At 62.7% G+C, this 23,247-nt stretch carries 16 protein-coding genes; 5 read left to right on the top strand and 11 right to left on the bottom strand.

The genetic code is table 11. The annotated features are described in order from the left end of the window. Positions 1–53: 53 nt before the first annotated feature. From EFD56_RS01960 to EFD56_RS01950, 3 genes are read right to left on the bottom strand one after another with little or no spacing between them, the layout of a single operon-like run. Complete coding sequence (locus EFD56_RS01960) at positions 54–3,125, bottom strand: efflux RND transporter permease subunit (RefSeq protein WP_126904492.1); 3,072 nt, start codon at positions 3,123–3,125, stop codon at positions 54–56. Next, positions 3,122–4,207, bottom strand: a complete 1,086-nt coding sequence (locus EFD56_RS01955) for an efflux RND transporter periplasmic adaptor subunit (RefSeq protein WP_012489986.1) — start codon at positions 4,205–4,207, stop codon at positions 3,122–3,124. Before EFD56_RS01955 ends, EFD56_RS01960 begins: the two co-directional genes overlap by 4 nt. Beyond that, a complete protein-coding gene (locus EFD56_RS01950) occupies positions 4,204–5,277 on the bottom strand; it encodes an efflux RND transporter periplasmic adaptor subunit (protein ID WP_085744669.1) in 1,074 nt (357 codons plus the stop codon). The genes EFD56_RS01955 and EFD56_RS01950 overlap by 4 nt, the downstream gene beginning before the upstream one ends. A gap of 112 nt (positions 5,278–5,389) precedes the next feature. On the opposite strand from EFD56_RS01950, the gene EFD56_RS01945 reads away from it, so the two are divergent. Then, positions 5,390–6,022, top strand: coding sequence for a TetR/AcrR family transcriptional regulator (locus EFD56_RS01945; protein ID WP_004677429.1), 633 nt, complete (start codon positions 5,390–5,392; stop codon positions 6,020–6,022). 176 nt (positions 6,023–6,198) lie between these two features. Further along, a complete protein-coding gene (locus tag EFD56_RS01940) occupies positions 6,199–7,236 on the top strand; it encodes a LacI family DNA-binding transcriptional regulator (protein ID WP_064829581.1) in 1,038 nt (345 codons plus the stop codon). A gap of 111 nt (positions 7,237–7,347) precedes the next feature. On the opposite strand, the gene EFD56_RS01935 is transcribed toward EFD56_RS01940, so the two are convergent. Beyond that, positions 7,348–8,370, bottom strand: coding sequence for an AraC family transcriptional regulator (locus EFD56_RS01935; protein ID WP_483475670.1), 1,023 nt, complete (start codon positions 8,368–8,370; stop codon positions 7,348–7,350). 167 nt (positions 8,371–8,537) lie between these two features. Here EFD56_RS01935 and EFD56_RS01930 point away from each other — a divergent pair, with 167 nt between their 5' ends. Continuing rightward, positions 8,538–9,689 carry an ROK family transcriptional regulator gene (locus EFD56_RS01930; protein ID WP_126904490.1) on the top strand — a complete coding sequence of 384 codons (1,152 nt, stop codon included), beginning with the start codon at positions 8,538–8,540 and terminating at the stop codon, positions 9,687–9,689. 141 nt (positions 9,690–9,830) lie between these two features. Here the strand turns inward: EFD56_RS01930 and EFD56_RS01925 are convergent, their stop codons facing one another. Genes EFD56_RS01925 through EFD56_RS01900 form a run of 6 tightly spaced genes read right to left on the bottom strand, consistent with a single transcriptional unit; the run spans position 9,831 to position 17,969 of the window. Continuing rightward, positions 9,831–10,877, bottom strand: a complete 1,047-nt coding sequence (locus EFD56_RS01925) for a carbohydrate ABC transporter permease (protein ID WP_004677423.1) — start codon at positions 10,875–10,877, stop codon at positions 9,831–9,833. A gap of 13 nt (positions 10,878–10,890) precedes the next feature. Then, entirely contained in the window at positions 10,891–11,877 is a 987-nt protein-coding gene (locus EFD56_RS01920; protein WP_012489993.1) for a carbohydrate ABC transporter permease, read from the bottom strand. Between the two features lie 2 nt (positions 11,878–11,879). Then, positions 11,880–12,986, bottom strand: coding sequence for an ABC transporter ATP-binding protein (locus tag EFD56_RS01915; RefSeq protein WP_097602471.1), 1,107 nt, complete (start codon positions 12,984–12,986; stop codon positions 11,880–11,882). Beyond that, positions 12,974–14,338 carry a polygalacturonase PglB gene (gene pglB, locus EFD56_RS01910; protein ID WP_126904489.1) on the bottom strand — a complete coding sequence of 455 codons (1,365 nt, stop codon included), beginning with the start codon at positions 14,336–14,338 and terminating at the stop codon, positions 12,974–12,976. Before pglB ends, EFD56_RS01915 begins: the two co-directional genes overlap by 13 nt. Then, positions 14,335–15,429, bottom strand: a complete 1,095-nt coding sequence (gene bglB, locus EFD56_RS01905) for a beta-galactosidase BglB (protein ID WP_012489996.1) — start codon at positions 15,427–15,429, stop codon at positions 14,335–14,337. Before bglB ends, pglB begins: the two co-directional genes overlap by 4 nt. Positions 15,430–15,446: 17 nt before the next feature. Further along, entirely contained in the window at positions 15,447–17,969 is a 2,523-nt protein-coding gene (locus tag EFD56_RS01900; RefSeq protein ID WP_126904488.1) for a hypothetical protein, read from the bottom strand. A 192-nt stretch (positions 17,970–18,161) separates the two neighbouring features. Between EFD56_RS01900 and EFD56_RS01895 the strand changes: the two genes are divergently transcribed. Both EFD56_RS01895 and EFD56_RS01885 read left to right on the top strand, forming a co-directional pair. Next, positions 18,162–19,448: an ABC transporter substrate-binding protein gene (locus EFD56_RS01895; RefSeq protein WP_064829587.1), complete on the top strand. Its 1,287-nt coding sequence runs from the start codon at positions 18,162–18,164 to the stop codon at positions 19,446–19,448. 329 nt (positions 19,449–19,777) lie between these two features. Then, entirely contained in the window at positions 19,778–21,040 is a 1,263-nt protein-coding gene (locus tag EFD56_RS01885) for a DUF3422 domain-containing protein (protein WP_064820309.1), read from the top strand. Between the two features lie 55 nt (positions 21,041–21,095). On the opposite strand, the gene EFD56_RS01880 is transcribed toward EFD56_RS01885, so the two are convergent. Continuing rightward, positions 21,096–23,240, bottom strand: coding sequence for a methyl-accepting chemotaxis protein (locus EFD56_RS01880; protein ID WP_126904487.1), 2,145 nt, complete (start codon positions 23,238–23,240; stop codon positions 21,096–21,098). Positions 23,241–23,247 lie beyond the last annotated feature (7 nt).

The following is a 23,247-nucleotide window of genomic DNA, read 5'->3' as shown; positions in this document are numbered from 1 at the left end:
GATATGCAGCCGCCGGCGCGGCGGCTGCATTGGATGGCCGTCGAAGCCCGTCTTCATGCTTCCGCCGCGGCGTCGGCCCGAACAGTTTCATCCCTCGGGATCCTGAACCAGGCGACGTAGAGCGCCGGCAGGAACAGAAGCGTGAGCGCGGTTCCGATGACAATGCCGCCCATCATGGCGTAAGCCATCGGGCCCCAGAAGATCTCGCGCGAGATTGGGATCAGCGCGAGGGTGGCGGCGGCCGCCGTCAGCATGATCGGCCGCATGCGATGTTCGGTCGCCTCGATCACCGCCTGCCACGCCGCGACCCCTTCGGCGCGCAGATGCTCGATCTGCACGACCAGGATGACCGAGTTGCGGATCAGGATGCCGATCAGGGCCAAAATGCCGAGGATGGCGACGAAGCCCATCGGTGCGTTGCTCAGAAGGAGCGCCGCGACCACGCCGATCAGGGCCGTCGGCGCGACCGCGAAGACCAGAAACAGGCGGCTGAAGCTCTGCAGCTGGATCATCAGGATCGTCGCCATCGTAAACAGCATCAGCGGCGCTACAGCAGCGATCGGTCCCTGGGCTTCGGCGCTTGATTCGACCGCGCCGCCCACTTCCACCTTGTATCCCACGGGGAGGTTCTTCTGGAACTCTTCGACCTTCGGCTTCAGCTGGTCGACGATCGTGGCCGGCTGCGTCGAGCCGATGACGGCCGCCTTGAGCGTGATGGTCGGCTGCCGGTCGCGACGCCAGATCGTCGGCTGCTCGAGCTCGTAGCGGAAATTCGCCACCGCCGAAAGCGGCACGACCTTGCCGTTGGAGGTCGAGAGCTGCAGATTCTCAAGCGTCTGGACCGAGTCACGCTCCGATGCCCTCGCCCGGCCGATGACATTGACCAGATAGATGTCGTCGCGAATCTGCGTCGCCGTCGAGCCTTCGACAATACCGTTGAGAGCGGTGGCGATGTCCTCGGAGGAGACGCCGAGCTGGCGCGCCTTGTCCTGCAGTACATCGACTTTCACCACGCGCGAGGGTTCGTTCCAGTCCAGCACCATGTTCGACAGCAGCGGATGCGCGCCGACGACGCCGGCGAACTGCTGGGAAATGTCGCGCACATTCTGAATGTCGGGTCCGCTGATCCGATACTGGACCGGCTTGCCCACGGGCGGGCCGATGTCGAGAAGCTTCACGAAGGCGTCGGTGCCGGGGAAGGTCTTGGTCAGATAGTTCTGCAGGTCCGCACGCACCTTGTCGCGCACGTCGAGGCCTTTGGTGACGATGATGGTCTGTCCGAAGGTGACATCAGGCGTCTGGACGTCAAACGACAGGATGAAGCGCGGCGCGCCCTGACCGACATACGTTGTCCAATGGTCGATATCCTTGTTGTCGGCCAGCATCTCCTTTTCGAACTTGGCCATCTGCCGGTTGGTCTCGGCGATGGAGCTGTTGTGCGGCAGATTCCAGTCGATGACGAGTTCAGTCCTGTCCGAGTTCGGGAAGAATTGCTGCTGCACCAGCCCAATGCCGCCGACCGAGAGAGCGAAGACGCCGACCGTGAGCACGATGGTGGCCCAGCGCCAGCGCATGGCGAGCTTCAGAAGCCAGGAGAAGACAGCAGCGAAGCGCCCCTTCTTCTCATGATGCGACTTCATGGTTTTCGGCAGGATCGTCACGCCGAGAAGCGGCGTGAAGAGCACTGCGACGATCCACGAAACGACCAGCGAAACCGCGATGACCACAAAAAGCGTGAAGGTGAATTCGCCGGCGGCGCTACTGTTGAGACCAACCGGGATGAAGCCCGCGACCGTGACGAGCGTTCCCGTCAGCATCGGAAAAGCGGTCGATGTATAGACGTGGGTCGCCGCCTTTCTTAGATCGTCGCCCGCTTCCAGGCGCGCCACCATCATCTCGACGGCAATCATGGCGTCGTCGACGAGCAGGCCGAGCGCAATGATCAATGCGCCGAGCGATATGCGCTGCAGCGAGATTCCGGAATATTCCATGACGACGAAGGTAATGGCGAGCACCAGGGGGATGGAGATCGCCACCACCATGCCGGCGCGTAGGCCGAGACTGATGAAGCTGATGACGAGCACGATGACGATCGCTTCGAAGAGCGCCCGTGTAAAGCCCGAAACCGCTTCGTCGACCACCGCCGGCTGGTCGGAAACGCGGTGAACGTCCACCCCAATAGGAAGATCGGCGACGACCTGTTTCATCTCGGCATCGAGCGCCTCGCCGAACTGCAGGAGGTTGGCCCCCTGCTTCATGCCGATGGCGAGCCCGATCGCCGGCTGGCCGTTGAAGCGGAACAGAGCCGACGGCGGATCGACGTAGCCGCGCGTGATTGTGGCGACGTCGGTCAGCGGGAAGAAGCGGTCGTTGATGCGCAGGTTGATCGACCGCAGGCTTTCTTCGGATGTGAACTGTCCGCTCACCCTGAGCGCGATGCGCTCCGGCCCGGCATCGACAAAGCCGGACTGCGTCACGGCATTTTGGGCCTGCAGGGTTTGGATGACCGACTGCTGGTCGATGCCAAGGGCTGCGATCTGGCGGGTGGAGAATTCCAGATAGATCGCCTCGTCCTGCGCGCCGATCACGTCGACCTTACCGACATCAGGCACCTTCAGAACCTCGGAGCGAGCATTTTCGACAAGATCGCGAAGCTGCCGCTGGGTCAAACCGTCGCTGGTGAAGGCATAGATGTTTCCGAAAACATCGCCGAAGCGGTCGTTGAAGAAGGGGCCGACAACACCGCTCGGGAAATCGCCTTTGATGTCGGCGATCATGTTGCGAATACGCAGCCAGGTGGACGCGACATCCCGGGCCTTGGTCGTCGGCAGCAGTTCGACGAAAACGGTCGTCTGGCCGGCAACGGTCTGGCTCTTGGTGTAGTCGAGCGATTCCAGTTCCTGCAGCTTCTTCTCGATCCGGTCGGTCACCTGCCGCGTCACCTCTTCGGCGGAGGCGCCGGGCCACTGTGCGGTGATCACCATGGTCTTGATCGTGAAGTTCGGGTCTTCCTCGCGGCCGAGGTTCAGGTAGGAGAAGGCGCCTGCAAGAATGAAGACGATCATGAAGTACCAGACGAGCGAACGGTGTTCGAGCGCCCAGTCGGAAAGATTGAAGGACTTCACTGGTTGATCTCCTGGTCGATCCTGATGGCCTGGCCATCTTCAAGTTTATGCACGCCGGCCACGACCACCCGTTCCCCGGGTGCGAGCCCTTCGGTGACGCGGACAGTGCCGCCGTCGACGACATCGCCCGCGATCTTGACGCGGCGCAGCGACACCTTCTTGCCGGGCACGTCGACAATCCAGACGCTCTGGTCGTCGCTGCCGGAAAGGATGGCCGAGGAAGGCAGCACGATCTCCGGCTCCGCGGCAATCGTGGCGGAGGCGGTGATGACCGAGCCGAGCCGGAACGCTTCAGGCGGATCGGTGAGCGCGATCTTCGTCCTGCTCGTGCGGGTGGCCGTCTCCGCCTCCGGCGCGATCTCACGGACGGTTCCTGAGGTGCGGATCGTCGGATCGAGTTGCAGTGTCACTTCGAAGGGCGCACCGAGCTTCAGTTTCTGAGCGGCTGCCTGGGGCACGTCGACGACGGCGTCGCGTTTGTCCGGCCGGGCAATGGTCACGACCGTCTGGCCGGCCGACACGACCTGCCCGACCTCGGCCGAAGTCGCCGTTACAACACCATCGAATTCCGCCCGAAGCTGCGCATAGCCCAGCTGCTCCTTGGCCTTGTCGAGATTAGCCTGTGCCTTGGCGACGGCTGCCGCTGCCGTCCGTCTCGCCTGCTCGGCCTCTTCGAGCGAGGCTTCCGTGCCCGAGCGCGATTCCACCAGCGCGCGCTGGCGCTGCTCCGTGGTCACCGCGTTTCTAAGCTGGGCATCGCTGTTTTCCACATCGGACTGGGCGCTGCGGACAGCAAGCTCCAGCGCCACCGGATCGATGGCGGCGACGACGTCACCTTTCTTGACGATATCGCCGACATTGACATTGCGGGCAATCATTCGCCCGAGAATCCGAAAGCCGAGTTCGGTTTCGGTCGCCGGTTCGATGGTGCCCGTCAGGCTGAGGGCCGTGGCCGGCGTCTGCCTGACCGTCGTCGACAGCACCGGCCGAGGCGTTTCGTCCTTACTCTCTTCTTTCGGCGCGCAGGAGGAGACCAGGGCCGTGCCCAGCATAAGTGCGACAATCTTCAGACGAATACTCACTTGGAAGCTTCCTTGACGTAAGACACGATCTCACGGGGCCTGAGGAACTTGGTGCCGTCGGTCACCACGACCTCTCCTGCCGACACGCCCGACTTCACGACGAAGCTGCCGGTTTCGTAGCCGGCAACGTCGACCGTTCTGGCCGAAACCACGGAGGATGTCGGATCGACGATCCAGACGGCCGGCTTGCCGTCCTTCGAGGTCATTGCCGACCAGGGCAGCTGGATGACGTCCTGTGCCAGGTAATTGAACCGTCCAACGACGGGAGCGCCCAGCGGAACGGGAGCATCGCTCGAGATCGCCACCTTGACCTTGATGGTGCCGGTGGCGGAATCGATTGTCGGCGAAATCTCGCGAACCTTCGCCGTGATCTTCTGCGTCGGATCCGACAACAGAGTTACGGTCCCGTCGCCGTCAATCGGACGCAGGAATGCGCTTTCCACGACCTCGAAGACGGCATCGCGATCGCCATCATGGGCAAGCGTGAAGACGACCTGAGCGGCCTGCGCCACCTGCCCGACCTCGGCGTTACGGGCGGTGATCACCCCATCGGCATCCGCTTTCAGCTCAGTGTAGGACAAGGTGTCCTGAGCGGTTTCGAAGAGTGCCTGCGCCGACTTGGTCGATGCCTGCGCCGTCAGAAGCGCCTCCTGCGCCTGATCGAGCGCGGCGCGGGTCGTCACCTGCGTCCGAAACAGGCTCTGCTGGCGGTCGAATGCAAGCTGCGCCTGAGTCTGCTGCGCCTCGGCCGACTGAAGATTGGCCGCCGCCACATCCAGGTCGGCCTTCTGCTCTTCCGGATCGATGCGTGCGAGGAGCTGCCCGGATTTCACGGTCTGACCGACCTCGACGAGCCGTTCGATGATCTTGCCGCTGACGCGGAACGACAGATCGCTTTGGACACGCGCCCGCACCTCTCCCGTGATCGCGCCCCCCTGAACCAGCGGCTCAGGCTTGGCGACAACGACACCGACCTGCCGCGGGGTCGGCTCAGCCGGCCTGCTCTCATCGCTGCAGGATCCGAGACCGATGGCGCATGCGATCGCTGTGGCGATCAGGATGGTTCTCATAATTGACCTCTTGCTCTCAACGGCAGCCCCTATATAATTGACTGACGCATTAGTCAATGAAACTTTGTGCCGCAGGGAAGAGGGTGTGCACGACAAGGGAGGCGAGGAAAAAATGGCATCTCCGAAGAAGCTCACACGCGCGGAACAGAAAGCGTTGCGACCCATCCAGATTCTGGATGCGGCTTTCGAAGAATTCGTCAGAAGCGGTTTTGCGGGCACGCGCGTGGAAGACATCGCCGACAGGGTTAACGTCACCAAAGGCACCGTCTACGTTTACTTCGAGACGAAGGAAAAGCTCTTCGAAGCGATGATCAACCATTTTTCCGTGCCATTTCAGGAGCTGCTGGCGATTACCGACGGGCTCAGTGGCAGCGCCACCGACCGGCTGACTTCCATTCTCGGCCTGCTCTATGAACAAATCGCCGAGGATCGCACGACCCGCGAGCTGACGCGGCTCGTCATTGGGGAAGGACACCGGTTTCCCGACCTCATTGACCGCCACCACGATCAATTCATCGAGCCGATTATCGCCAAGATCGACGCCCTCATCCTGGAAGGCGTGGCGTCGGGCGAGTTTCGCCCAGTTCCGGTGGAATTCTCCGACATCGTGGTCGCTCCCATCCTGACGACGACGGTTCTGCGGCTGATCTTCGACGACCGCCGCGTGCCCACTCCCAACAAAGAGGCCTTCCTGCGGACCTATTTCGACTTGCTATTCAACGGTCTGCTCGCCAAGCCTCACTGATCAGCAATAGTCTCCCGGCGCCTGCACTTGTCATTGTTCGTTTGCGGCACCGCAGCCAGCTTTCGCCGAAAGCGGAGAAATATGCTGCAACGCAGGTAGCTTTTCTGAAGTCTTTATGTAAAAACATCGAGTTAGCTCTGCCTTCAAAGGCGCCACCTGAACTCGTGACGGAAAAAGTGGAACGCAAAGTCAATCTCAAAGATGTCGCGCGCGATGCCGACGTGTCGCTGAGCACGGCCTCGCACGCCTTGAACGGAACCGCGCCGCTGACGGTCGAGGTGCGCGAAAGGGTTCTGGATTCGGCAAAACGCCTCGGTTACCTCGACCGCCGGAGAAAGAAGGCGACGATCGCCACCCTGCATGTTCTGCTTCTCGCTATTCCCGACGACGCTGCGCCGGAGAGCGACCTCAACCTGGTCAGCTGGACGATCCTCAACGGTATCAGGAGGGAATGCGAGCGCCGCGGCATCAGGATCGTGCCTTTCGTCAGCACCGGCCGGCGCATCGATGGCGCACAGGTCAGGCAGATCGCGCTAGCGGAGCGCGCTGACGGGATCGTGGTCCTGAACGACGATCAGCCGGAACTCATCCGCAGCCTCGCCTCCACCGATATGCCCGTGGTCATCGTCAACGGCGAGGACCCGACCATGCTGGTCGATACGGTGACCCCCGAAAACCGCTTCGGCGCGCGGCTCGGCATCGAGCACCTGCTGGCGCTCGGGCATCGCCGTATCCTGCACCTGACCTGGAAGGGGCGCACGACCATCCAGCGCCGGTACGACGGCTTCTCCGATGCCTATCTCGCCGCACAGCTACCGGTCCCGGAGGAGATGATCGTCGAGGCCGAGGGTTATGAGCCCAGGCATGGCGAGGCAGCCATCAACGCGCTGCTCGACCGCGATCCGACGATGCAAGGCGCCACTGCCGTCTTCTGCGCGGCCGACAATCTGGCGCTCGGCTGCCTGAAGGCATTGGCCGATCGCGACATACGTGTGCCCGAAGCAGTTTCCGTCCTCGGCTTCGACGACATCGTGCCCGGCGAGTTCAGCCGCCCGCCGCTTTCGACGGTCAGCGTCCCCACCGACAGGCTCGGCGCGGCGGCACTCGCACTCATCGAACAGCGGCTGATCGCCAACGATCCCCAGCGTCCGGCCCATCGCCTGGAACTGGGCTGCCACCTCGTCCTGCGCGGCAGCATTGCGCCTCCGCGCTAGAACATGATGCCGAAAAGTGTGAGCGGTTCGGATGACATCATGCGCTAACTCTTTAATTCGGAACAGGATGATTTTAGGCCAACCGGGCCTAAAATCATCCTGTTCCAGCAATCAGCGCAAGCGCTCCGCCCGTAGCCGCGTATCCCGCGGGCTTTCGCCAAAAGTGCTGCGATAGATGATGGAAAATCTCCCCGCGTGAGCAAACCCCCATATCGCGCAGATTTCGCGGACGGATCGTTGGTTCGTCGGATCCCGCAGCTGCTCGCGGGCCGCCTGCAGCCGGATCGTACGGAGGTAACCTGCCGGCGACGTCCCTCGGAAGGCCTTGAAACCCGTTTGCAGCGCGCGAAGGGAAACGCCGACGTCGTCGGCGACCATCGTCATCGTAAGAGGTTCCGCAATATTGGCATGCATGTACTCGATGGCCCGTCGGACATGCCAAGGCGCGATCAGCGACACTTTCTTCCTTTCGAGACGATCGGAAAGACGGTGGCGTCCGAATCGGATCACGAGGTGAGCGAGCGTTTCGCTCATCGCCGCCGCCGCAAGGGGTGAACACAGCAGCGGACCGCCGGCGCGCATGCCCTGTACAATCGTTTGGACCAGATTGCCGATGAGTTGGCCGGCCTGTGTCGTGAGATCCAGAATGGGCTCGAGGTCGAGCGACTCGGAGAATGGCGTCTCCACCAGCGAAGCAAGCGCCTGTTTCACGACCTTCCAGTCCAGGAAGAGAGCATCCGAGCGATGCGGAACACCCTGGATCACGCGATCGCCGGCCTCGTGGTTGTTGGCCATAAGAAGGTGACCGGTGCCGCTTTCAACCGTTCTCCTGCCGATCGATAGACGAAAGGATCCGGTGTGCGGCATGAAAAAGGTCAGATGTTGCGGGCTCTCGTCAAGCGTTCGGATGGTCCAGGGGCTCTCATACACCGAATGAAGTGTTGTGAGCGCCTCGGTCCTTCTCAGGTCCGCGGCCCAGGCAAACTTCCGTTCGTTTTTCAGCGGCTGCGCGCCGAAGACCCCATAGCCTGCCGAAAAGGCCTGCACCATCGATTCGAAGCTGGCGCCTTCATGCGTCGGCACAAAACCGTAACGCCCATGCTCCGGAAAGTGGGCCATATTCTCAGGTCTCATCGAATCCATGCAACTCCCTTGAGAAATGACGCGCCATCGCGACTGGTATGACCAATCTCGATGCGGTAAGCAGGGCCGAGAACCACGGATGACCTCCTTGCCCCGCAGAAGCCAAGCGTCCCCTTCACCTGCTTCACACCTACAGTGTAAATCAATATGATCGGAAAATGAAGTACGTTGCCCTGGACCATGTAGCCGCCCATTTTCTGCGCGATATACAGCCGCCGCGGGTAGCCACCCGCAACGAACGGGACCTCCTGCGGTTGATCTGGAAGTCTCCCGGCATCGAGCGCTCCGACCTGACCGAGCCGCTCGATCTGACGCAGCAATCGTTGCACAGGATCGTCGGACGACTGCACGATCGAGGAATGCTCGTCTTTTCGCAGTCGGAAAACCGGCGGGCGGGACCGCCCAGTCCTGAGCTGACACTCCGGAAGGAGTGGTGTCTCACGCTCGGAATCTCCGTCAATGTCGGTTCGATCGGACTTTGTCTCATGGGCTTCGGCGAACCTCTGGAAAACATGGAAATCGCGCAGACGGGGTCTTCGCTATCGGAGGAGATGGACCGGATCGAAGCAGCCGTCGAAGACATTCTTGCCCGTCGCGACGCCAAGCGGCGTGACGTCCTCGGCGTCGGCCTGGCGGTCGCTGGCCACCGAATGCTGGAGACCGCCTTCAACTGTCCCTTGCCGCTCGCCCATTGGTCGCTGATCGACCTGGCGCCCTTGCTGGGCAATAAACTTGGTCTGCCGGTCTGGGCCGACAATGTCGCCAGGACTGCGGCTCTGGCGGAAGCCATTTTCGGCGTCGGTCGTGATGCCACGGATTTCGCCTATATCGCCCACCTTCATGGCTACGGCGGCGGTCTCGTTTCCGGCGGCATGCCGTTTCGCGGCAGTTTCGGCAACGCCGGCGAATTCTCCGTTCTCTTCGGGCGTCAGGATTACGACGATCGCCCCGCGCTCAACCAACTGCTCGAGCATCTTCGCTCCAAGGGACGCTCGGGCCTGACATTGCGGGATCTGAAGAACGAGAAACTGGTGGATTGGGACGGCGTCGAGGAATGGGTCGACCGCGTCACGCCGGCCCACAACCGCGCTGTCAATGCGATCTGCGCGATCTTCGACCCGGCATTGATCGTGCTGGGTGGCGAGCTTCCGCATTCGCTTGCAAGAATGCTGATTGAACGGACCGAATTCAACAACCTGCCGCGGCACGGCGCGTTGCGCGACGTTCCGAAGCTTGCGCTGGCAGAGATCATCGATGCCCCCGGCGCGATCGGCGCGGCCTTGATCCCGCTCTTCGAAACCGTTTTGTGATATTCGCCCACCAGCGTGTGCTGGTTGCGGGCATTGCCTCACACGAGATCGAAGCGGTCCGGCGATCAAGCCTGAACCGCTCCTGTCCAAATCGGCAGGTCTCCGCATCTCGACCCCGATTGCGTCTGCGCCTGGACTCGCTCACTTCATTCCGGTACCGGCAATGCCCGTGGTGATGTATTTCTGCAGGAACAGGAAGACGACGGTGACGGGCAGCAGGCTGAGGAAGGTCATCGCCAGGATATAGTGCCACTGCACCGAGAACTCGCCCTGGAAGGCGTTCAGGCCGACCTGCAGGGTGAAATTCTCGCGACTGTTGAGGACGATCAGCGGCCAGAGGAAATCGTTCCAGCGCCAGAGCACAGAGAAGATCGCGAGAACCGCCAGAGCCGGCGCCGTCAGCGGCAGGATGATGCGCCAGAAGATGCAGAATTCGCTCGCCGCATCGACGCGCGCCGCCTCGATCAGTTCGTCGGGTATGGTCAGCATATATTGCCGCAGCAGGAAGACGGCGGTTGGAGAGGCGATGGTCGGCAGGATGACGCCCCAGAGATTGTCGGCAAGTCCGACCCCGACGATGACGAGATAGGCCGGCACCATGACGACGGCGAGCGGGATCATCAGGGTGGAAATGATGATGACGAACACCGTCGTGTCGCCGCGAAATTTATATTTCGACAGCGCAAAGGCCGCCATCGCGTTGACGATCAGCGTCAGAAGCGTCGCGACGACGGTGACGAACACCGAATTTTTGAGGAAGGTCAGGAAGCTGAAGCGTGTCAGCGGATCGGTGTAATTTTCGGTGGCGACGGTCAGGTGCTGGACCGGGGTGATCCCCTTCACGTCGACGCTGACCGGCTGTCCCGGATTGGCGGGATCGACCATCTGGGCCTTGAGGCCGATACGCCGGACCATCGCCATTTCCCGCGCCTGGCCGTCGATCGTGACTTGCCAGAGGCTGAGCGGCTTGTCGAAGCCGGGCACGGTCTGCTCCACCGCGGCGCGCGGCAGCAGCGTCGGCGGAAAGCGGGTGATTTCGGCCGCCGGCTTCAGCGACGAGAGGCCGGCCCAGAGGACGGGAACGAGGACGGCGAGCGTGCCGCCGATCAGCCAGACCCAGGACAGGATGTCTGTTATATCGATGCGTCCGGCCCGGCGCGTGCGCGTCATGAAGCGGATCGGGTTCATAGAGCTTTTCATCTCAGGACTCCATTCGCTTGCCGAGGCGCAGCTGTATGAGGGTGAGAACCAGAAGCACCAGCCCCATCAGAACCGAGGCGGCCGAGGCGAGGCCGAAGAGGCGAAGATCGCTACTGAAGGCCATCTGGTAGATATATTGGACGATGAAGCTATTGGCCGTGCCCGGACCGCCGCCATTCGTCAAAACCCAAGCCTCGTCAAAGATCTGCACGGACTTGATCATCAGAAGGATGAATACGACGAGTAGGTTCGGCGCAAGCAGCGGCAGCGTGATCCTGAAAAGCGTGCGGCGCGGCGACGCGGCGTCGATGGCGGCGGCCTCGTAAAGTTCCTTCGGGATCGCCTGGAGGCCGGCAAGCAGGATGAGGGTGTAGAAACCCATGTGAAACCAGACCGAGACCACGACGACGAAGAAGCGCGACCAGCCGACATCCAGCAGGAAAATTTCAGGAGGCACGCCGAGCATCTGGAAGAAGGCGTTCAACAGCCCGTTGCGATCGAGGAACCATTTCCAGATCAGGCCGATGACAACGGGCGACAGCAGAACGGGATAAAAGAACATCGCCCGGAAGAAACCGCGCGCGAAGATCGCCCGGTTGAGGATCAGCGCCGTGATCAGCGCCACCAGCAATGTGGCGGTGACGTTCAGTGCGACGAACCACAGCGTGTTCCACACCGCCGTCCAGAACAGCGATTCCTGGCAGGTTCCCGGCTGCAGATAGTTGCCGCAGGAAAGCAGGGCGCGGAAATTGTCGAAGCCGACGAAGGGCCGTTCCGAGACGAAAAGATTGGTGCCGCCGGTGAAGGCGTAACCGACCGCGATCGCGATCGGAAGAAAGGTAAAGATGGCGAACAGAACAAGGTTCGGCGCCAGGAACAGCCAGGGCATGCGCTTGCGGCCGAAGAGGCGCTCGACCGCATTCATCGGAGCCTCGACCACCTTCATTGCCGTGTCGCCCGCCTGGGAGAGCAATGCAGCAGCAGCCATGGTCAGCGCCTCCCCTGACCCGATCGGCGGGCAAAAGCCAGGCCGCTTTCGGGATCGAACAGGTGAACGCGTGCCGGATCGGCGTCGATCATGATCCGGTCGCCCTGAACAGGTGCGAAATGGCCGGCTTCATGGATGATGATCTGCTCCTCCTGCCCGGCAAGATTGCCGTAGACATAGGTCTCCGTACCGAGTCCCTCGTGATACTGAACGATGAACGGCAGGCCCTTTTCACTGGAGCGGGAAAAATGCGCGGGCCTTATGCCGGCAAGCACATCCTGCCCGACCGTGATGCCCGTCGGGTCGACATCGCTGACGATCCTGCCGCCGCCGACGACATCGATGGCGATGCCGCCCTCGCCGAGGCTCGAGACCTTGCCCTTGACGATGTTCATGCGCGGCGAGCCGAGGAAGCCGGCGACGAATAGATTGCGCGGATGATCGAAGAGTTCGAGCGGCGCACCGACCTGCTCGACGCGGCCTGCGCGCAGCACGACGATCTTGTCGGCCATGGTCATCGCTTCGACCTGATCGTGGGTCACATAGATCATGGTCGTCTTGATCTCGCGGTGGAGTTTGGTGATCTCGGCGCGGGTCTGGACGCGCAGCGCCGCATCGAGATTGGAAAGCGGCTCGTCGAAGAGGAAAATATCCGGTTCGCGCACGATCGCCCGGCCGATCGCCACGCGCTGGCGCTGGCCGCCGGAGAGCTGCTTCGGCCGTCGGTCGAGATAAGGTTCGATCGCCAGCATTCTGGCCGCTTCGGCAATGCGAGCGTCGATTTCGGCGCGCTTGAACTTGAGGTTCTCCAGGCCGAAAGCAAGATTCTTGCGCACGCTCATATGCGGATAAAGCGCATAGGACTGGAAAACCATGGCGATCTTGCGCTCGGCCGGCGAGAGCGCGCTGACATCCCGGCCGCGGATCGCAATTCCGCCCGAGGTGACCTCTTCGAGGCCGGCAATGACGCGCAACAGGGTCGACTTGCCGCAGCCCGACGGGCCGACGAAGACGACGAACTCGCCGTCCTTGATATCGAGTTCGACGTCATGCAGCACCTTAACGGAGCCATACGACTTGTTGACGGTGGAAAGTCTCAGTTCTGCCATGCCCTACTCCCATCGGGTGCCGCCGTCTCGAAGACGACGTCGTTTGCGTTCCAGCCTTGCGGCAGCGGTGTCGGTCTTGTGATCCGCACCTCGTTCATCAAGATCCCGGTGACATCAGCCACATACATGCCGGGCATTCCGCCTGGATAGTCCTGCAGGCCGATCACCCGGCCGTCCGCCCCGCGCGTCCAGGCATTGGCGCGGCCGCCGCCCTCGGCCTTCGGCGCGAGATCGGCATTGGTCGGGCGCAGGTCGTAGGACTGAGCGGTGCCGAGTTCGCCGGGCCACTGGTCTATGCCGATGCGTGCCAGCGATATGTTGTGGATGCCAGCGGACGCAGTCGAGATGATGGTGATCGCCCCCTCCATGCGCCCGGTAATGTCCTCGACAATGAGGTTTTCGATCGCACCTGCCGGGCGCTCAGTGACACGGTCGACGAGGTTGACGGTCAGCGCCTCCCCCGAGCCCCAGAAGCCATCGAGCGTTTCGCGGCACTCTACCGCAATCCTGGAAAACCTCACGTTCGAGATCCGGCCGCCGTCACGCGAAAATATGCCGAGCGCCCGGTTGGAGGATGAGACGCTGCAATCCTCAAAGACGACGTTGGTGACGTCGCCATGCGTTTCAGTACCGATTTTCAGCGCGCAGCTGAGGCTCTGAACGGAGCAGCGGCGGATAAGAATATTCTCGCATCGCCCGATGGCGACACCCTGCGGGCCGATGCTGGTCTTCAGGCATATGCCGTCATCGGCCGTCGATATCGTGCAATCCTCGATGACGGCGCCCCGGCAGGCATCGAGCACGATGCCATCCGTGTTGGGAAGACGGCGGTCGTTTTCGATGGTGACGTTCCGGACCGCGACATCGGTGCAGTTGACGAAGTGCAGCGTCCACATCGGCGAGCGGCTGATATGGACGGCGCTGATCTCGACTTTGTCGCAGCTTTCGAAGACGACGGCGCGGGGGCGGAATTCCGCCGGGATGAAGGTCCCCACCGTCTCGTCGTCGCCGATGATGAAGCTCTCGCAGCCGGCCTCGATGCGCCCCGGTCCCGTCAGGCTGATCCGCCGTGCGCCCTTGGCGACGATCATGCCGCGGTCCGACTTCTCGGCGATTACCGAAACAGTCGTATGCGCGTAAGCCTCATAGTCGGAAACAGGGCGCAGGATTGCGCCGGCGGCCAGATGCAGCTCGATGCCCGAACGGAGCTGGAGCCCCCGGCAGAGGTGGATGCCCGCCAGGAGCTTCAGGCGTCCGCCGCCGGAAGCCGAGAGATCGTCGATCGCCGCCTGCAGGCGGCTGGTATTGTCGCCGTCGAAGGCCTCAATCGCGACGAGGGAGGTGGCACTCATTGGCGTCGGCCATTCTCGATAAGGACTTCGGTCAGCAGCAGCATGGTCAGTGCCTGGCCGTAGGGCGTCGGCAGGTTCGGGATGCGCCGATAGAAATCAAGGTCATGACCCATCGGCGTGCCGTCCGAAACGCCATGCACGACACCTTCCTCGTCGATCTGAGCAAGCACGGCCTTCAGCGCACGCTCGGCATGGACCTTGTCGCTCTCGCCGAGAATGCCGGCATCGATGGCGCGCAAAATACCGTAGGCGATACCCGCCGTGGCCGAGGTTTCCAGCGGCGAGGACGGATCGTCCAGCAGCGTCGTGAACATGCCGTCCGGCCGCTGATATGCCTTCAACGAACGCACCTGGCTGACGAGAACGTTCGACAGGAAGCGCCGGTCCTTCTCGCCGAGGGTCGGCACGAGATCGAAGAGTTCCGGGATGGCGACCGTGATCCAGGCATTGCCGCGCGCCCAGAAGGCATTGGCGAAATTGTGCCGGCCGTTGAAGGTCCAGCCGTGATACCACAGACCGCTCACCGGATCGGAGAGATAGCGGGTGTGGATGACGAACTGATAGACGGCCTCGTCGATCCAGTCGTTGCGCTTGCAGAGCACCCCGGCGCGGGCGAGGAACAGGCAGGCCATGAACAGCGTGTCGTCCCACAATTCGCCGTCGTTGAGACGTTCCTTGACGACGTGCTGGAAGCCGCCGTCCTCGGTCTTCGGCAGCTCCTTGACCAGCCATTCGGCCCAGTCCTCGACGAGGGCGCGAAAGTCAGGACGGTCGACATGCTCGACGAGGATCGCCAGCGGCAGCATCGGCGCCGTGCTGTTGATCTGGCGCGGCGGCAGGCCTCGATCTATCTGGCCGCTGTACCAGACGACAAGCTCCTGCAGCGCCTTCGGGTCGTTGGCGGCAATCGCCCGGCGCAGGAAGCCATAAAGGCCGACGCCGACTTCCCAGTCCCATTCGTCGAACTGGATTCCCGAGGCGGCATCGTCGGTGACGAGACCTTCCTTGATGCCCCTGAGGCGGCTGAAGGCCGTCGCCACGCGATCGATGGTCGTCAGGAGAGCGCCGTTGTCGACAGATGCTGTGTTCATGCTGAAATCCTATATTCTCAGGAGTAAAACGGCCCGTCAGCGGCTGAGCCGGAGGCCGCGCTGTCGTGGGTGAGGATCGGCTGCGGCTGATCATGGGTGAACGGCCGTGGCTTGCCGGCTATCGAAAGACCATCGGCATAAGAAAGGGAGAGCGCCGGACCGCCCGGCGGAGTCAGGACGAGCTGCCGAAGCGCGGGATCGAAGGCAACCTTTGTCTGGCATAAACGTTCGAGGAAGGCCTTGAAGGCATCGCTATTCCCGCTTCCGACGATAGCTGCCCAGCCGCAGAGCGACCCGTAGGAGCGCGCCTCGCGGCCGGCGGTCGGCCCTTCGGTGATCAATTCCAGGCCGTTTGAGGCCCAGAGGGCGGCAAAGCCCCTGCCCGATCGGGCGATCAGCCACTTGTCTTCGACGATGAGATCGTCGAGGCCATCGCGGCCGATATAGGCATGCGTCCACGCATGCCGCGCGTCGCTTGTGTCCTCGATCAGCAGGGCGACATCGCGATGCTGGGCGACACGCGGCAGGATGCCGTTGCCGGCCCAATAGGACGGCCGTTGATTGCCCCAGGGATCGTCCTCGCCGGGATGGTTGACCCAGAGTCGCGCCATCGGATGGCCGGCCAGCCTGATGTCGAGCACGTGCTGCTGGTGACCCTTCCGGCCGGTCTTGTGATCGACCACCGTCGAAAGCTGCGCCGCCTCGTTCTTGAACAGCACGAGCTTTCCGCTCTCGAGCCCCTGGCTGTAACGCGCCTCGACGCTTCTGCCCCTGGGAAGGGCGGCAAGCTCGGTCAGATCGGCGGGCGGCTCATAGCTGCCGGCACAGAACATCGTCAGCGCCGCCACGCCGTTGTTGAGCCAGCCGGTGCCAAAGGCGACCTGGGCAAAGGGTGCAAGCTCGGTCAGCGGTCCGGCGCGCAGCTCCTTGTCGTAGGCGCGGCCCTGCGAGCCGGCCGGTACGCCGGCAAGCGTGTGAAGGGCGATCATGCGGAAGATGAGATCGATCTGGCCGCGGGCGCGATCGGCGATCCCGCGCTCCGCCCAGCGCTCCAGCGCGAGCAGACCGATGAAATCGATCGGGTAATAGGCGGCCGAATTCCATTCCGCCAGGCCGTGGGCCTCGACGCTGTCGAACCAGCGGCCGAGCCGCTCGACGGCGAGTTCCGCCTGCTGTCGTCCCGTCCGCCCGGAGGCCGAGAACACCGCGTCGGGCAGAAGAAGCCCGGCCAGCAGCTGGCTGGTATGGAAGCAGAGCACATGGTTCTCGCTCCAGAACCACATCGCGTCATTGCCCGGCTCGTCGACCCAGTAGCGATAAGAGAGAACGGAACGGCGGATGCGTTCGACGATGGCCTCGGGCATCCGGTCGCCATAGGCGCCGAGCAGCCAGAGGAGCGGCACCATGATGAAGTCCGAGCAATCCTCCCGCGCATCGATCGAGGCAAGCGTCGCGTCAACGATACGATCGAAGCTTTTCGGGTCGTGATGGCCGGTTTCCATCATCGCGATGAGGCGCCCGGCGCGATTGGCGCCAAAGCGGGCGCTGTATTCCAGCGCCTGCCGCTTGCGGGCAGAAAGCGACGTCTCCACCGGCAACGGCGAAAGGCTACTCATGAAGGCGGCATCGATGACGCGGGTGACCGAACCCGGCCCGGAGCCGATCGTCATGTGGACGCCGTGATAACCGTCCGCAATGCCGCAGACTTCCTCGGCGACCAGGCGGCTCTGCTGGGCGCGCAACGTCAGCTTCGAATGGGCGAGAACCGGCCGCTCGTGGCCATGGCCGACGACTTTGAGCGCCACGGGCAGATCGCGCGCGGGCGCGGTATCGAAGACGATCTCCAGCGGTTGATTGACGAAGACGTCTCGGGCCGGGCGCACGCCGCGCGACAGAACTTCCAGTTCGCGCACCTCGTTCTGGTCCAGCGCTACCGGCAGCAGCACCGAGAGCGGTTCGCTGTCCAGCATTTCGAGCTCGAAGAACCAGGTCGTGTCGCGCTCGGCAAGGTCTTCGGTATGGACGAGAACCTCGTTGTCGCCGGCCTCGAGCGTCAGCGCGATCTCGGTTGCGCTCTCGACGTTGCGCCTGAAGGGCTCGAAGCGCGACGCCTCCTGGCCGTTGACCCAGATGCGGACGCCGCCGCAGGTCTTGAGCGCGAGATTGAGCCTGCGCGGGGTATCCGTCCTGAACGTGCCCCTCAGCCATCGCCTGACATGGGTGGGCACATGCCAGAAGCTGGTAAACTCCACGCGGCGGTTTGAACCGGGAAGATAGAGGCTTTCAGTCGGCCAGCACGTGTCCGGCTCCAGCGCCCGCCCGACCATGGTGGACCAGAAGGCCTTGCGGCACGGCAGGTCGCCGACATCGACGAAACCGTTGATGAAGCGGTAGTTGACGCGATCTTCGGCCGGAGCCGGCTCGCCGGGAAAATAGCGCTCGATGAGGGCCGAAACGGCCCATGCCGTGATCGTCTGCCCCTCGGCCACGCCGTACGCTGGCGCCGTGTCGTCCGGCTGCTTGATGCTTTCCGTTTTCACAGATCGCCTCCTCCGCAATCCTATGAAAATATTTTCATTAGGTTATGTGGGTGCGTGATTTTTGAAAATCGCTCAAAAACATCGCTATTCGTGTAGAAAATAGCTTGACGGAACGAATGTCAAGTATATGAAATTCCCTTAATCGATGGCTGATGCCGCGATTTATGAAAATGTTTTCATGGGAGGATGAAAATGAAAACGTATCTTTCAGGGGCTTTCGCACTGGCGCTGGCCACCGTTTCTTTCGCCTGGTCCAGCGTGGCCATGGCCGAAACCCAGACGATCACCTTTCTCTTCACCGACGACGACCAGGCTTATGTCGAGCGGATGGAAGCGCTGAGCAAGGAATTCGAGACCGCGCATCCCGACATCAAGGTGAACTTCGTCTCGTCGGGTTACGATGCCGTCGCCAAGCAGCTGCCGGTGCAGCTTGCCATCGGAGAAGGTCCTGACGTCGCCAAGATCACCGACTGGCAGCTGGCGCCCTATTACTTGGACATGCGGCCGCTGATGAAGGATCCCGACGGTTTTGCCAAGCTGCACGGCGACAGCCTGAACACCCTTCGTTTCCCCGGCGTCAACGATCCGAATTCGATCAACGGCTACGTCGCCTCGCAGACCTTCAATCTGCCCTTCGTCAACAAGACGCTGTTCGAACAGGCGAAAGAACCGCTTCCGAAGCCGACCGCCACGCTGAAGGACATCGTCGAAGCCTCGGCACGCGTCGCCAAGGCGACCGGCGCCCAGATCCCCTTCACGATGGACCGTTCGGGCCACCGCTTCTCCGGCGCGGCCTTCTCCTACGGCTCCAACTACGTGAAGGACGGCAAGTTCTCCTTCCCCGACGATGCTGCCAAGCGCTACATCACCGATCTCTACAACTGGACGAAGGACGGCTCTTTCCCGAAGGAAATGTGGGGTGCGGCCGGCGGAACCCAGTACAAGAACATGGGTGACGAGTTCGTCAACGGCAATGTCGTGACCTATCTCGCCGGCAACTGGATGGTCAATCCGTTCCAGAAGAAGATCGGCGACGCCTTCGACTGGACGGCGATCAGCGCGCCCTGCGGCGATGCCGGTTGCTATGCGATGCCCGGCGGTACCGCGATTGTCGGCTTCAAGCGCACTAAGTACCCGCAGGCCGTGGCCTCCTTCATCGAATTCCTCGGTTCCGAAAAGGTTCAGCGTGAGATCGCCGAAAACTACGTCATCCTGACCGGCGCCGACATCAAGGATCCGCAGTACAAGCTCGACAGCCAGAATGCCAAGGACGCCATGGCCGTCTTCCTCGCGGCCCGCAACAGCGCGCCGAAGGCAGCCCGCGACCTCGAACGCCTCAAGGGCTCGTCCGCCATCTATCAGCTCATCGTCCAGCGGATGAGTCAGCTGATCGTCGGCGAACTTTCCCTCGAAGACACCTTCAAGGCGATGAGCGCGGACGTCGACAAGGTCAACGTGGCGCTCGCCGCCAACAAGTAACCGGCCGCGCCTGTCTCCCACAGATTGCGCGCTGCATCAGCCACGACCTCGCAACAGGCCGTGGCTGATCGCTTTTTAGCCCCCGTCTACGCCGCTATAATCCGCAGCGCGATGGTCGGAACGGCCCTTCCTGTCGCAAGGTCGGCCGGCGGCCTGGTGCAACTGCGCCGCGGCAGATCGGCGCGGATGGAACCGATGGTTCTTTGGCGTCGTGACACGGACTTCGCGAGACGCTATAGGCGTTTCGGCCTGCGCGGCGCGCCGGCGTCAGGCTCAACTTACTGAAGCCGGCAAACCGGCGGCAGTCCAGCCCATTGAGGTGCATCTCCATGCCACTCGGCTCTGAGCATCCGCTGCGAAGGGAACTTCACAACGAGCTCCATGCGCGCCCGTCGCTCTACTTCGATGGCGACACCGATGTCTGGCACGTCGCCATCGTCGGCGAGAGTGGCCCTCCTTCGCCGCCCGGTTCCCTGCCGGGATTGGAAGACGTCACCACGACCGGCGAGGGAAACCACGGCATCGGCCGCGTCGGCGACGGCCGGCTCAAATGGGAAGCCCATACCGAGTTCCTCACCCTCACCTTCGTCGTGCCGGCATCGGCCGAACCCGGCAGCAACCCGCCGGAAGCCTTTCGGGCCTGCTGCAGCCAGGTTGGCGGAAAGGTCATCGCCGCCGTGCGCGTGCTGGTCCGTGACGAAAAGGACGGGCGCATCCTGGAAAAGCCCAAGCTCGACTATGTCGCTTCGCGGGTCGGCGGCGGCGACGCCGAGGTGCATTCGAACTTTCGACTGACCGACAGCGGCTTCCTCGAATTCCTGTTCTTCAACCGCAACCTCAACGCCTATCGCACTGGCCGCATGGTCCGGCGTTTCCTGGAAATCGAGACATACCGGATGATGGCGCTACTGGCGTTGCCGATGGCGCGCGAGACCGTGTCGAAGCTTTCCGCCTTTGACCAGCGCCTCGATCTGCTGATCGTCCACATGCAGAGTGCCGTCAAAGTCGACAAGGCGCTGCTGTCCGAGGTGACGAGGCTCTCCTCCGATGTGCTCAACTTCTCGGCACTCGCCCGCCACCGCTTCGGCGCGACGAAAGCCTATGCCGAGATCGTGGCGAGCAGGCTGTCGGAGCTTCGAGAAGAGCGGGTCGAGCAAAGACAAAGGCTCGGCACCTTCATCGACCGGCGCTTCCAACCGGCTGTGCGCTCCGTCTATGCGGCAGAACGGCGCCTCGACGAACTGGCCGAACGCGTCAGCCTGGCCGGAGACCTCCTCAGAACCACCGTGCAGGTTCAGCTTGAAGATCAGAACGCCTCACTGCTGACCTCAATGGAAGAGCGGGCGCGCATCCAGGTGCACATCCAGCAGGCGGTCGAAGGCTTCTCCGTCATCGCCATCACCTACTATACTATCGGCTTGGCGAAGATCTGCCTCGAAAGCATCTCCGCCTTGGGTGTCGATCCGCACGTGACGAAACTCGCCGTTCTCGGAGCCATCCCGTTGGTTCTCTTCGCCGTCTGGACGGCGGTCCGCCACGTTCGCCGAAGCATCGCCGGCGCGCCGCACAATCCGGCGGCCGGAGGCCATTGACGCGACCGCCGCCCTTTGAAGGCGGCAGCGTTCTCTTGGCTGCGTTAGCAGGACGTTACGACGCCATCGCGTAGTATCGCTGGTCCGATGCCAGGCCGTTGCCCGTCTTGAAGCGGCGCAGCAGCTCGGCGAGGCTCTCGGTTTCCTGGGTCAGGCTCTGGGCGGCGGCCGTGGTTTCCTCGACCATCGCGGCGTTCTGCTGCGTGACCTTGTCCATCTGGTCGCCGGCGGCCGAGACCTCGCGCAGGCTGGTCGCCTGCTCGCGGGCGGCGATGGCGATCTCGGCGACGGTCGCGTTCATGGCCGTGACCTGCTCGACGATCTGTTCGAGCGAGAGGCCGGATTCACCCACCAGCTCGACGCCGGTCTTGACCTGTGCCGAGGAGGTGGAGATCAGTTCCTTGATCTCCCGTGCCGCATTGGCGGAACGCTGGGCGAGTTCGCGGACTTCCTGGGCCACGACGGCAAAACCCTTGCCGGCCTCGCCGGCACGCGCCGCCTCGACACCAGCGTTCAGCGCCAGCAGGTTGGTCTGGAAAGCGATCTCGTCGATGACGCTGATGATGTTACCAATCTTGGACGAGGAGTTCTGGATTTCCGTCATCGCGGCGATGGCGCGCGAGACGATCTCGCCGCCCTTTTCGGCATTGGTGCGGGCCGTGGCCACCACAGCCTGGGCGCGGCTGGCGCCCTCCGCCGTTCCGTTGACGCCGCGGGTGACATCGCCCAGCGCCGCGACGGTTTCCTCCAGCGAAGCCGCCTGCTGCTCGGTGCGGCGGGCGAGATCGTTGGAGGCGGTGGAGATTTCCGCAAGGCCGGAGCGGATGGTCGTGACCGCGCGGATGACGGAGTCGATCGCTTCTTCGAGGCTTGCGACCGAGCTGTTGAAGTGATCGCGGATCCTGACATAGCGATGGTCGACTTCACCGACGCGCACGGAGAGGTCGCCCTTCGAGAGCGCATCGAGACCGAGCGAGATCTGCCGGAAGGCATGTTCCATGACCTGCGCGTCGGCAAGCCGCTCGGCTTCCTGGCGCAGCCGCTCTTCTTCGGCGGCGAGACGCGCACGTTCGGCATTGGCCTCGGCGATCAGCTTGGCGCGGCCGGTCTCCTGGAAAACCTTCAGCGAACGCGCCATGGCGCCGAGTTCGTGGCGGTGCTCGACGCCGGTGATCGAAATCCCTTCCTCGCCGCGAGCAAGCTGTTCCATGGACTGCGCCATCCCGCGCACCGCCGAGGAAATCAGCCGGCCGACGAAATAGGAGAGCACGAGGCCGATGACGATCAGCAGGCCGCTGATGACCAGCGTCGTGCTGGTCGCGGAGGAAACCATGGCTTCAACCGAGCCGTCGAGATTCGTCTGGGCGCCGGTCACCGTCGCCTGCAAATCCTTGAACTCGCCCGATATTTTCGGCGCGAGCACACCGAGCTGCGTCTGACGGATATTGCCGGAAGCCTGCAGCACCTCCTTCATGTCGCCTAGACGGGCGGTATAGTTCTGCATGAGCTGGCCGGCGCCCATCAGGCGCTTCTTCTGCAGCTCGTCCTTCGCCGCCTTGGCGGCAGTCTCATTGAGTGTCACCGCTTCGGCAAGCGCCGCCTGGGCCGTATCATAGGCGGTAAAATCCTCGGAATGCACGAAGCGTTCAGAGAAATAGAGGCTGCGGTTCAGGGCCTCCAGCGTCGCCGCCGTCATATGCAGCTGGGCGACGTCGCTCTGGCGCCAGGCACTGCGCATGACATCGTTGAGCGCGATGCTGGTCCAGGGGCCGAATTCGGTAACCTTGGAGATCAGCAGGTCGCGGCGGGCCTGAAGGGCGACGATCTGTTCGAAGGCCTTGCCATAGGCGGCAATATCCTGGCGGATCGTCGCCAGGCCCGACTGCAGGTCCTTGTTGCCGGCAAACCGCGGATCGTCGGCCTCGAAGGCCTTCACGCCGGCGCGGAAACTGTCGACGACAGCCTGCGTCGGCGTGGAGCGGAAGGCTTCGGCCGACATCTGGATCTCGTGCAGCTGCTCGCTGTAATCCGAGATGGCGAGGCTCTGGCCGGCCGTGGCGCGATAGGAAGCGAAGATGGCGGCGAGCCCGTTCATGCCCGAGATCGTGCTGACGGTCAGCAGGCTCATCAGCAGGATCAATGGCACGAAACCTGCGGTGATCTGCGCGCGAATGCCGAATTTATTCCAGAAATGCAACATCATAGGC

Source organism: Rhizobium phaseoli (assembly GCF_003985125.1).
Classification (GTDB): domain Bacteria; phylum Pseudomonadota; class Alphaproteobacteria; order Rhizobiales; family Rhizobiaceae; genus Rhizobium; species Rhizobium phaseoli.
The sequence above is the reverse complement of the archived record's forward strand: the minus strand, read 5'-3'. Positions and strand labels throughout refer to the sequence as shown.

Coding starts and splice junctions, on each gene's coding strand:
- EFD56_RS01950 (WP_085744669.1), bottom strand. CDS start 5,277: ATGAGAACCATCCTGATCGCCACAGCGATCGCATGCGCCATCGGTCTC.
- EFD56_RS01945 (WP_004677429.1), top strand. CDS start 5,390: ATGGCATCTCCGAAGAAGCTCACACGCGCGGAACAGAAAGCGTTGCGA.
- EFD56_RS01935 (WP_483475670.1), bottom strand. CDS start 8,370: ATGAGACCTGAGAATATGGCCCACTTTCCGGAGCATGGGCGTTACGGT.
- EFD56_RS01930 (WP_126904490.1), top strand. CDS start 8,538: ATGAAGTACGTTGCCCTGGACCATGTAGCCGCCCATTTTCTGCGCGAT.
- EFD56_RS01925 (WP_004677423.1), bottom strand. CDS start 10,877: ATGAACCCGATCCGCTTCATGACGCGCACGCGCCGGGCCGGACGCATC.
- EFD56_RS01920 (WP_012489993.1), bottom strand. CDS start 11,877: ATGGCTGCTGCTGCATTGCTCTCCCAGGCGGGCGACACGGCAATGAAG.
- EFD56_RS01915 (WP_097602471.1), bottom strand. CDS start 12,986: ATGGCAGAACTGAGACTTTCCACCGTCAACAAGTCGTATGGCTCCGTT.
- pglB (WP_126904489.1), bottom strand. CDS start 14,338: ATGAGTGCCACCTCCCTCGTCGCGATTGAGGCCTTCGACGGCGACAAT.
- bglB (WP_012489996.1), bottom strand. CDS start 15,429: ATGAACACAGCATCTGTCGACAACGGCGCTCTCCTGACGACCATCGAT.
- EFD56_RS01895 (WP_064829587.1), top strand. CDS start 18,162: ATGAAAACGTATCTTTCAGGGGCTTTCGCACTGGCGCTGGCCACCGTT.
- EFD56_RS01885 (WP_064820309.1), top strand. CDS start 19,778: ATGCCACTCGGCTCTGAGCATCCGCTGCGAAGGGAACTTCACAACGAG.
- EFD56_RS01880 (WP_126904487.1), bottom strand. CDS start 23,240: ATGTTGCATTTCTGGAATAAATTCGGCATTCGCGCGCAGATCACCGCA.